The sequence below is a fragment of the Asticcacaulis sp. genome, assembly GCF_027484505.1.
Classification (GTDB): Bacteria; Pseudomonadota; Alphaproteobacteria; order Caulobacterales; family Caulobacteraceae; genus Asticcacaulis.
Genome location: NZ_JAIXSV010000325.1, coordinates 1 through 10,831 on the forward strand (window position 1 = coordinate 1; position 10,831 = coordinate 10,831).

A 10,831-nucleotide genomic window follows, 5' to 3' on the forward strand; every position below is an offset into this window, starting at 1 on the left:
GACTATCTCAGCCCGATGTCAGGCGAAGCCGCCGACCACGCGCGCGACGCCCTCACCACCCTGTCGCGCCGTTCGGCCAGCCTGACCCGCTTTATCGACGCCTATCGCGCGCTGGCGCGCTTACCCGCGCCGCAGTTGCAGCCGGTGCATCCCGGCCGTCTGGTCGAGGATGTGCTCAGTTTTTTCACGCGCAATCCCGCCATGGCCGGCATCCGCTTTGACCTTGAGATCGAGGCGGGCGTGCCCTGGGTGGCACTGGATGAGGCGCAGGTCGGTCAGGCCCTGATCAATATCATCACCAATGCCGTCGAAGCCACCGAGTCCAATGCCGGTGCGCGTCAGGTCAGTCTTCAGGTCTCCCACACGCCTCACGATGTGGTCATTCGCATCGCGGACAATGGCGAAGGCATTGCCGAAAGCGTGCGGGCCGGACTGTTCATGACCTTCACCACCACAAAGCCGCACGGGTCCGGTACGGGCCTCAACCTGGCCCGTCAGATCGCGCTGGCGCACGGCGGCAATCTCGGTTTGCTCGATGAGCCGTCCGCCTCTACCGTATTTGCCTTCACCTTCCCGGTCACCGGATAGACCGCATGCCGCTGATCCAGCTCTCCCACATCCATCATACCTATGCCGAAAATGCGCGGCCGGTGAATGCCCTGCGCGGCGTCAGTCTGGACATTGAGGCGGGTGAGTTTGTCGCCATTGTCGGGCCTTCGGGCAGCGGAAAATCCACCCTGCTCAATATTATCGGCACGCTGGAAAGCCCCAGTCAGGGCGAATATCGCTTTGACGGCCAATCCGTCGCCGAGATGTCGGGGCGTGAACGGGCCCAGTTGCGGGCCTCGCGCATCGGCTTCGTCTTCCAGAACTTCAACCTGATCGACCACCTGACGGTGTTTGAAAACATCCGGCTGGGGCTGCGCTATCGGCGTGATCATCTGAAAAACGAAAACGAACGGATACTGAGCGCCATGGACAAGGTCGGTCTGGCGCACCGGGCCGACCATCTGCCGCGCGAATTGTCAGGCGGGCAGCAGCAGCGCTGCGCCATTGCCCGCGCCATCGTGGGCGACCCGCAGATCGTGCTGGCCGACGAACCGACGGGCAGTCTGGACTCCCAAAACGCCGCTCAGGTTCTGGGTATTCTGGCGGAACTCAACAGCCGCGGCACCACGCTGGTCATCGTGACGCACGCCCCCCGTCAGGCCGACCGCGCCGGACGGGTGGTTGAAATGCACGATGGCCGCATTCATCTTTCAACCCGACGTCTGGCATGAGGCAGGCCCAACGCGACTTCGGTTATGTGTTGCGCAGCGTGACGCGGCGCTGGGGCGTCTATGCCCTGATGATCGCCGGAACGGGCCTCGCGCTGACCCTGACCCTGATCGTCGGCCTGTTTATCCGCAGCGAATTGAGTTTTGATCGCTTTATCGGCGATTCCGACCGCGTCTATCTGGTGTCGGCCCTGTACGGGCTGGAAAACAAGCCTCTGGTGCCCAGCGACATCACCCCCGCTGGCGTGGCCCGCTGGATGCGGTCGGATATTCCCGAAGCCCGGCAGGTGGCGCGTCTCCTGCCCGTTGAATGGGCTTTTTCGACGCCGCGTCGCATCGCACGCGAGCGTTTTTTCTGGGCCGACTCCAACCTGTTCGAGGTCCTTGACCTGCCCGCCGTCGCCGGAGACCTGAAGACCGCGCTGAGCGAGCCGGGCAGCGTCGTGCTGACTCAGCGCATGGCCAGAGCCTATTTCGGGGATCAGAACGCGCTCGGCCGCACCCTGACCACGCGGGACAACCAGCGTCTGCGTGTCACGGCGATACTGAAGGATTTTCCGTCCAATACGCATCTGGACCGCGAACTTTTCGTTTCCGGGCACTCTGCCTACAGCGTGCTGTCGCTGCATGACGCCAACCCCAGCTATCTGTGGGGTATCTGCTATACCTATGTGAAGATGGCCCCCGGCGTCCGACCGGAGACGGTGGCTCCAACCCTCAGCCGGCTCACACACCAGAACTGGCAGGGACCAAACAACATCCCCGTCAGTTACGAACTGATTGCCCTCAAAGACCTGCACCTGCACGAACGCGGTGACCTTCAGATGAAGGCGCGCGGACACGTGGATACGCTTGCGGCCCTGTCGCTGGTTGCCGCGGTTATCCTGTCGATTGCCTGCGCCAACTATGCGGGGCTTGTGCTGGCGGAAACCGATGAGCGCGGGGCCGAAATGGCTTTGTTGTCGGCACTGGGGGCCGGTCGGGCGCAGCTTCTGGCCACCGTCCTGCGCGAAAGTCTGATCGTGCACCTGATCAGCCTTCTGGTGGCACTGGCCCTGACCGAGCGCCTTTTGCCCTATCTGAACCATAGCCTTAATCTGGACCTGAAGCTGTGGACCTCCCCGCTAAGCCTGATAGCGATTATGGCCCTGATCACCACTGCGCTTGCCGTGCTGTCGGCCCTGCTGCCGGCGATTATCGTCACCGCCCCTTCGGCGGTGCGCCGGGCCAGGATGCGGACACGGCCGCCGCAAAGGTGGCAGGGATGGATCATCACACAGTTTACGCTGGTCATCAGCCTGCTGATCGCCGCACAGGTCGTCTCGCGGCAATGGGACTATGCCCTTTACAACGCGCCGGGGTTTGACGGAGATCATCTGTACATCGTGCCTCGCAATGACAACCCTTGGATAAACAGGGCTTTTCTTAACGAAATCGAGCAGATGGACGGGGTGGCCGGTGTGGCTGAAGCCTTCGGAGCCCCGACCTCCAATTTTGTGCGGCCCGCTCTGGTGAAGGGCAAGGACGGACGGGTTCTGTCCTTTACCCGAAACTCGGTTTCGCCTGACTTTTTCGACGTTTATGGCATTAAGCTAAGCGCCGGACGCGGCTTGGGCGGTACGTTTTCCGAGATTATTGCGCCCAGAGACGTCCTTATCAATGAGACCGCTGTGCGCGCCCTCGGCTTCGCGTCCGCTCAGAAGGCGCTGGGGCAAACGCTCGAATACGAAACCGACCGCACGCATATGCGGTCACGTATTATCGGTGTGGTGCCGGATATCCGCTTTTCTACCGTTCATTATGCCGTCCCCCCCATGATGTTTGACGGCTTCGACCGGTTTTTCACGCATTTCAGCATCCGCGTCAAACCGCAGGGCGAGGCTGAAACCCTGAGACAGATTGATCAGGTGTGGCTGCGTCACACTGGCGGGACCGAACCCATTGCCCGGCAAGCGTTTCGGGACTATCTGACCTCGCAATATCACGATCTGTATCAGCAGGTGGCCGTCAGCCGCCTTGTCGCCGCCGCCGCCATTGTCCTCTCGGCTCTGGGGCTGATGGGGCTGTGCGTCTTCCTGACCCGCCATCAGAGCCGGGAACTGGCGATCCGTAAGGCTTTGGGGGCGCATTTCGGCGATCTTCTGAGGCAGCGCCTCAGACCCTTCTGGCTGCCCCTGCTGATCGCCAATATCGCCGCCTGGCCGCTGGCCGGGTTCGTCCTGCAAAAGTGGCTGGGGACGTTCGCGGCGCATGTGCCCCTGACGCCCCTGCCCTTTGTGCTGGCCAGTCTGGCGACCAGTGCCTGCGCCGGAGGGGCTATCCTTCTGCACGCCGTATGGTCAAACCGCAGCGTCGGGACATCCCTTCTGCGTCAGGATGACTAGATCAGATCGAAGCCGGATGATCCAAGCCCATATCGACCTCTCATAGGTAACCTGGCACCATGCATTGAAAGGGTTTAAACCACAGATTTCACAGATAGACGCTACGCGCCTGTGCGTGTGACACAAGCACGGATAATCTGTGCAATCTGTGCAATCTGTGGTTTCTGAAACCGAACGATTCCATCAAAAATCATCCCCCTCTAAAACATTCGACTCTACGGCACTGTCTTTACGTGACGCGCGGCAAACCGCCGGGCCGCAAGGGTGACATTGACCCGTGTGAGAATATCATCCGACGCCGCCCCCAGTTGCACCTCATAGGTTCCCGGCGCGATCACCCATTCCGATGTGGCCTCGTCAAAGACGGCCAGAAGCCGCGGATCGACCGTGAGGCTGACCGTCTGCGACTGCCCTTTCGACAGGGACAGCTTGCGGAACCCGACCAGACGACGCGGCGCCTCCCAGCCGGCGCTTTTCGGGGCCGCCACATAGACCTGCCCCACCGCCTTGCCTTCGCGCGCACCCGTATTGGAGAGCGTGAAGTCAATCGCCAGCCGCTCCCCGGCCCCCGCGACCGCCCGAGCCTTGAGCCCGTCCATGCGGAAGGTCGTGTAGCTGAGCCCCTGCCCGAAGGCAAAGAGCGGCGTGTAGCCTTTCAGATCAAACCACTTATAGCCCACCGCCGCGCCTTCCGTGTACCGCACGGTGAAGCTGGAATTGGGCGGCAGGTCGCCGCCCGGCAGAGCCGGATGCACAAATTGCGCCTCCGAGGCTGGGAAGGTCAGGGGCAGGTGCCCCGACGGATTGACCTCACCGCTCAGGACGCGGGCGATCGCCTCACCGCCGCGCGCACCGGGATAGAAGGCGCTCAGAATGGCGCGCACCTCGTCCTTCCACGGCATGAAGACGGGACCGCCGCTTTCGACAACGACGACGGTGTCGGGATTGGCCTTGGCCACCGCGCGCACCAGTTCATCCTGCTGACCGTTCAGATCGAGAGAGACGTCAAAGCCTTCGCCCGCCCACTGATGGACGAACACAATCACCACATCGGCCGACCGCGCCGCGCGGGCCGCCGCGTTCAGATCGTCCCCGGAAAGATAGCTGATCCGCGATTTCGGCAGGCGTGCTTGTAAGGCCTTGAGCGGTGACGAGGGCTGCCAGACCACCGGCCCCGGCCAGCCTTTGGGCTCAAGACCCGGCACCGCATTACCGCCTACGGGTGAGACGCTGGAGGAGCCACCACCGGCCAGCACGCCCTTGTCCGCGTAGGAACCGACCAGCAGAATGCGCTTCTGACCCGACAGGGGCAACAGGGCCTTGTCGTTTTTCAAAAGCACCAGCGACTCTTCGGCGGCGGTTTGCGCGATCCTGTGGTGGGCTTCGAAGTCGATCTCGCCCCTGACGACCGGGTTGTCCATCACCCCCTTGTCAATCAGGGCCCACAGGATGCGCCGGGCCATGTCATCCAGACGGCTGGCCGGAACCGAACCATCCAAAAGCGCCCTCTTCAGCCCCTCCCCGAAATAGGCCTGCTTGTCGAAGGGGAAGCCGGATTGCTGATCCAGACCGGCATTGGCCGCCTGTACCGTTGAATGCACGGCCCCCCAGTCGGACATAACGTAGCCTTTGTAGCCCCAGTCCCGCTTGAGCGTATCCGTCAGTTGGGACTCGTTCTCACAGGCATGGACATCGTTGATCTTGTTGTAAGAGCACATGACCGAGCCCGGACTGGAGCGCTCAATAGCCAGCTCAAAGGCCAGATTATCGCTCATGCGCAGGGCCGGCTCCGAGATTTGCGCGCTCAGGGTGGTGCGGCCCGTCTCCTGCGCATTGATCGAGAAATGCTTGACGGTCGAAACGACGTGAACGGATTGCACGCCCCGGATCAGACCCGCCCCCATCTCGGCCGCCAGCAAGGGGTCTTCCCCCGTATATTCAAAATTACGCCCGTTGCGCGGTTCCCGCAGCAGATTGATGCCACCGGCCAGCATGATGTTGAAACCCGACAGGCGCGCCTCAGTGCCAATCATGCGGCCGCCGGCCTCGGTAACCTGCGGGTCCCACGAGGCGGCCGTTGCCAGAGAGGACGGCAGGGAGGTGCGTGGCATAAGGTGATTGCGCACCCCCATCGAGGCATCGGTCTGAAACTGTGCCGGTATCCCCAGACGCGGGATGCCTGGAATATAGCCCGCCGATCCCGGTATGACGTTCGCCACGACTTCCCTGGTGTTGAGGCCCGGAATGACGGAAGGGTCGATCTGGGTCAGTTGATCGCCGGAGGCGTAGCCGAAAACCAGAAGCCGCTTTTCCTCCGCCGTCATCTGCGCCAGCAACAGGGCGACGCGCTGATCGGTGCTCAGCGTCCGGTCCATCCACGGGGCAACCGCCTCGGCATATGCGTTTTGAGGCACGACCATCAGGGGTGATGCCGCGAGAAGCGAGGCGCTCAGTAAAAGCGCGGTGCGAAGAGGGTGAAGAGACATGAAAAACCTTCTTTATGAAAGGCGGGTCGCACAACCGGCGACACACGCGTTAAAAATGGGCGTCCAATGAATCGGGAAAGGCGCGTAGCTCAGGGCGTCACCGTTTCCAGCGCGACCCGCTGCGGCGCAAGGCCTTCGACCTGAACGTCGAGCCAGACCGGACCGGCCCCGGTTCCCGCACGCACCACGGCGACGGCGCGCCCGTGGAAGGTGTGGCGTATGCCCGACTGAAGGCTGCTGGCGTCGCGGGGATTGCCGTTGCCGAAACCGGCCAGCGTCCCCGCACCCGACACGCGCACCGTGACCTGACGATCCGCAGCCTGCGTGTAAACCGGCGTCCCCTGCGCATCGAACAGCTCGACCGTCACATAGGCCAGATCCTGACCATTGGCCCGCAGTTGGCGGCGCTCCGCCACCACCTTCGCCTGCACCGGCGTGTCGGAGGTGCGCAGTTCCCATTGCGCCGCCTTGCGCCCGTTACGATACCCGACGGCCACCAGCCGCCCCGGTGCGTATCTTACCCTGAAGCTGGCGCGGTATTGCGTCTCGACCGACACGGCCTTGCGCCCCAGACTGCGGCCATTGAGGAACAGTTCGACCTCTGGCAATTCTGAAAAAACGACGACCTCCAGCGGCTTGCCCTCCTGACCGGGCCACGTCCAGTTGGGGTGGATGTCTTCCAGAGACCAGTCGAGATGCGGCGGCGTGGTCGGGAAATAATGCCGGTCGGGCAGGTCTTCGGTGCCCTCCGGCTGACGCACAAACATCGACACCGGAGTGTTACCCGTCTTCCACAGCACTTCGCGGTAATAGGCGGCCGGCCGCTTGCGACCCGTGGCGTCGATTTCACCGCAATAGGCCAGATGCCACGGATAGGGCCCCAGCTTTTGCCAGTCCTGACTGTAGCCCATCCAGCCGATACCCGTTTCCCCCAGATAGTCCACCGCGGTCCACACGAAGTCACCGATGACCCAGGGCTTCGTTTCCACCGCGCGCCAGTAGTCAAAGGCGTCCTTGGGCGTCGATTCCGAGGTGTACATTACACGATCCGGGAAGGCCTTATGATCGGGGTCGAAGCGGTTGACGCGATAATTGTAGCCCGCCACGTCCAGCACGGCGAATTGCGCATCGCTAAAGGGCGGGTCGGCATTCACCCCTTGCGTCACTGCGCGCGACGGATCGAGGGCGCGGATACGGGCAACCAGCGCCTTACCCGTCTCCACCCCCAGAGGCGTGCCCTGCTCCGGAATTTCGTTGCCGATGCTCCACAGGATGACACTGGGGTGGTTGCGCCCGCTGAGGACCAGACTGTCGATATCCGAGCGCCAGTTGTCGGCAAAGAAGCGTGCATAGTCCTGATCGCGCTTGGACCGGTTCCAGCTGTCGAAAGCCTCATTGATGACCAGCATCCCCAATTCGTCCGCGGCGTCAAGCGTGGCCTGACTGGCCGGATTATGGGCGCTGCGGATGGCATTATAGCCTGCGGCCTTCATCAGGGCGACCTTGCGCCGGTCGGCGTCAGGGAAACCGGCGGCCCCCAGCATGTAGTTGTCGTGGTGGATATTGCCGCCCTTCAGCTTGTAGGACTTGCCATTGATCCGCAGCCCATTGACCGCATCCATCGTCACGTTGCGGATGCCGAAGCGCGTGCGCCTTTCGTCCACGGTGACGCCATTCACTTTCAGGGCCTGCACCAGCGTATAGAGGTGGGGCGTTTCGGGCGACCACAGGCGGGGCGTGGCCACGTTCAGGCTCTGATCCCGGACGTCAGCGGTTCCCTTGCGCGTCGCTTGCGCCACGACCTTTCCGGTCGGGTCGCGCAGGGTCCACACCCTCTCTACCGCGCCCTTTGAGGTGGCACAGTCAGAGACACGCGACTGCACCGAGACCGTGGCCGTTCGCGCAGAGACCTGTGGCGTGGTGACAAACACGCTGTCCGGCACGATATGGACGCAGTCGAGAAGTTCCAGCCTCACAGGCCGGATAATGCCCGACCCGGCGTACCAACGCGACGACGGGTCCTTATGATCGACGCGCACGGCAATCACATTGTCGCCCGTGCGCAGCTTACCCGTAAGATCGAGCGTAAAGGCCGTGTAGCCATAGGGGTGACGCGCAACAGGCTCGCCATTGAGCCAGAGTTCGGCATCCATATAGATCGCTTCAAAGGTCAGACGCACGACCTTTTGCGCCTCCGAGGCCTCCAGCCGGATATGCCGCCTGTACCAGCCAACCCCGCCCGGCAGATAGCCCGAATCCTGCCCAGCCACAGCCTATGCCTCAAACGGCGGCTGCCCATCCGCCCTGTCCATGATGGCCCAGTCGTGTGGCACGGCGACCGTTTTCCACTGGCTATCGGGCGTATCGGTTTGCGCGCCATTGGGCGTATCCCCCGCATGAAAACGCCACCCCTGCGAGATGTCCTTTTCAATCGCCTGGGCCTGACACGACAGCGTGGCACTCAACACCGCCGCGAACGCAGCCGCCTGATACGTCTTTTTCAGTAACACCCTGCCCTCTTTCAGCTTTTTGATACGACACAGGCCCGCCTGATCTCTCCGGGCTAAGACGCGCCCGAACGGCGTTTCGCACTCTACCCGACAACCCGGCCCTGACGACGCAGGGCCGCAGGTGCCCATCAACCGGGCTCTATGCTAGCAACGGCGCCGCCCTCGACGCAAGCAATATTTGTCTGACTATATTACTAAATTCACATTGAATGGCCTCTTAGATGCGAGACTGCTAGGCGGCGTGTGCAACTGCCTGAGTAAATTTCACGTTCAGGCACATCACATCGGGCACAGGTTTGAGCTTCCGCCGAGGCCACGGTTTGCGGGTAGATATTCCGAATTATGACGAACGATTGGGGTGAATCTGGTGGCTCTGACCGAGGGCAAATCATCCCATGGCCTGCGCAAACTGACGGGGCCTCGTCTGGCTAAAGCCGGGGGCTGAGAAGGAAATGCTTCTCCTCCCGCAAGGCGGCGGCACGGCGGCAATAACGACGTCTTTAGGGGGTTGGTAGGCGCGGAGGGACTCGAACCCCCAACCAGACCGTTATGAGCGGTCGGCTCTAACCATTGAGCTACACGCCCTTACCAAAGGCAGGGGTTGCGTGCCTAACACGCTCCCGCCTCGATTTAAAGCCCTCTGCCGGTATTTTCAACATGCAGACGCGGCAGCAACAAAGCTGACGCCAGATCGTCAGTTCGGTTCATGCGTCATTCACACGCGCACATGGATTATTGACACACAGGCGGGGCATTCTCCGCCCCGTGACGGTCCTGTCAGGGTCATCAAGACCCATGCTGAGCCGCCAGACAGATTTTGAAAGAAGAGAGACACCTATGAAACGGATGTTCGCGGTTTCCGCAGCTGCCCTCGCCCTGATGACCGCCGCCGCGCCGGTGATGGCCCAAACCCCTGATGCGCCCAGGGCGGAACACATGGCGCTTCATCAAATGGGCACCTTGCTCACCCTGTCGGAAACGGCAGAGGTGCGCTCGACGCCGGACGTCGCCTTCATCACCTTTGGCGTGGTCACCGAGGCGAAGACCGCCGAAGAGGCCATGAAGCTCAACGCCCAGAAGATGAACAGCGTCTTTGCCGCCGTGAAGGCGCAGGGCATTGCCGACAAGAACGTGCAGACGACCGGCCTCAGCCTCAACGCCGTCTATGACTACCCGCAAAACGGTGGCACGCCGACCTTGCGCGGCTATCAGGCCAGCAATCGCATCAGCGTGCGCGTCGAAGAGGTCAAAAAGCTGGGCGGGGCCATCGACGCGGTGGTCAAGGCCGGTATCAACCAGATCGACGGCATCTCCTTCGGTCTGAAAGACCCGTCTGCTGCCGAGGACAAGGCCCGCATCGAAGCGACCAAGACCCTGATGGCGCGCGCCGAGCTGTATGCCAAATCGCTGGGCAAGACGGTGACGCGGATCAAATCGCTGAACGAAAACGCCGCCATGTCTGCGCCGCCGCCCATGCCGATGGTCCGCGCCATGGCCATGAAGGCCGAGTCCGATACCGCCATTGCCGGCGGCGAGGTTTCGACCGCCATGACGCTCAATGCCGAGTTTGTGCTGGAATAGGCCTTACTCTGAACGCATGACAAATCCCCCCGGTGAGTGATAGGTTACCTGTCACAACCACCGGGGGGATTTTTTATGTGGCGTTTTCTTCTGTCCACCAAAGGGCGTACCGCGCGCCTGCCCTATGCGCTGTTTATGGTATCGACGTCGCTAATTGTGTTTGCGATTTCCACTCTCATTGTGCCGATGTTTAGAAACCTCAGTCTGCCTACATATGGCTACGCTCTTGTTCTGGCAGGGTTGCCGGGTCTTTTATTGGTGTGGCCCGCCTTTGCTTTGTCAGTTCGCAGGTTGAAGGACATGAACGCGCCGACATGGCCAGCCCTGTTCTTTCTTCTGCCCTGGCTCATTTCTGTTGTTTTCATGGCCATACCTTTTGTGGTGCCCATTGTTCCAGAGAGTGGCACCGGCGTGAACCCTGAGTATCAGCAAATAAACAGCACGATAAAAATCGCCTCACAAATGGGCTTCTGGTTAGGCCGTAGACTCATAACGCTTTGATCCAGATGCGAGAGGCTACAATCTTGACAGCGGCAAGGAAGTTAAGGGGATTTTTGTCGTATCGTGTGGCAATTCCCCTGAACTGCTTGAGC

At 61.6% G+C, this 10,831-nt stretch carries 8 protein-coding genes, 1 tRNA gene and 1 pseudogene; 5 read left to right on the forward strand and 5 right to left on the reverse strand.

The window, feature by feature from the left end; genetic code table 11:
- The 3 genes from Q0072_RS18940 to Q0072_RS18950 all read left to right on the forward strand — a co-directional run.
- A partial coding sequence (locus Q0072_RS18940; protein ID WP_298333104.1) for a HAMP domain-containing sensor histidine kinase occupies window positions 1-588 on the forward strand: 588 nt, incomplete at its 5' end.
- Window positions 589-593: 5 nt separating this feature from the next.
- Window positions 594-1,280: an ABC transporter ATP-binding protein gene (locus Q0072_RS18945; RefSeq protein ID WP_298333105.1), complete on the forward strand. Its 687-nt coding sequence runs from the start codon at window positions 594-596 to the stop codon at window positions 1,278-1,280.
- Window positions 1,277-3,661, forward strand: coding sequence for an ABC transporter permease (locus Q0072_RS18950; RefSeq protein WP_298333106.1), 2,385 nt, complete (start codon window positions 1,277-1,279; stop codon window positions 3,659-3,661). Before Q0072_RS18945 ends, Q0072_RS18950 begins: the two co-directional genes overlap by 4 nt.
- A 215-nt stretch (window positions 3,662-3,876) precedes the next feature.
- Here the strand turns inward: Q0072_RS18950 and Q0072_RS18955 are convergent, their stop codons facing one another.
- The 4 genes from Q0072_RS18955 to Q0072_RS18970 all read right to left on the reverse strand — a co-directional run bounded on the left by Q0072_RS18955 (window position 3,877) and on the right by Q0072_RS18970 (window position 9,242).
- The gene (locus Q0072_RS18955) at window positions 3,877-6,147 is read right to left on the reverse strand and encodes a glycoside hydrolase family 3 C-terminal domain-containing protein (protein ID WP_298333107.1); all 2,271 of its coding nucleotides are present in this window, start codon (window positions 6,145-6,147) and stop codon (window positions 3,877-3,879) included.
- Between the two features lie 89 nt (window positions 6,148-6,236).
- Window positions 6,237-8,417, reverse strand: a complete 2,181-nt coding sequence (locus Q0072_RS18960) for a DUF4982 domain-containing protein (protein ID WP_298333108.1) — start codon at window positions 8,415-8,417, stop codon at window positions 6,237-6,239.
- A gap of 3 nt (window positions 8,418-8,420) precedes the next feature.
- The gene (locus Q0072_RS18965; protein WP_298333109.1) at window positions 8,421-8,657 is read right to left on the reverse strand and encodes a hypothetical protein; all 237 of its coding nucleotides are present in this window, start codon (window positions 8,655-8,657) and stop codon (window positions 8,421-8,423) included.
- Between the two features lie 509 nt (window positions 8,658-9,166).
- Window positions 9,167-9,242: transfer RNA gene (locus tag Q0072_RS18970), tRNA-Ile, on the reverse strand.
- A gap of 252 nt (window positions 9,243-9,494) precedes the next feature.
- On the opposite strand from Q0072_RS18970, the gene Q0072_RS18975 reads away from it, so the two are divergent.
- Window positions 9,495-10,238, forward strand: coding sequence for an SIMPL domain-containing protein (locus tag Q0072_RS18975; RefSeq protein WP_298333110.1), 744 nt, complete (start codon window positions 9,495-9,497; stop codon window positions 10,236-10,238).
- Window positions 10,239-10,313: 75 nt separating this feature from the next.
- Window positions 10,314-10,739 (forward strand): DUF805 domain-containing protein, encoded by a 426-nt coding sequence (locus tag Q0072_RS18980; protein ID WP_298333111.1) that lies wholly within the window; start codon window positions 10,314-10,316, stop codon window positions 10,737-10,739.
- Here the strand turns inward: Q0072_RS18980 and Q0072_RS18985 are convergent.
- Window positions 10,726-10,831, reverse strand: a pseudogene (locus tag Q0072_RS18985) (IS5/IS1182 family transposase); the annotation flags it as partial. The gene Q0072_RS18980 and the pseudogene Q0072_RS18985 sit on opposite strands and share 14 nt — an antisense overlap.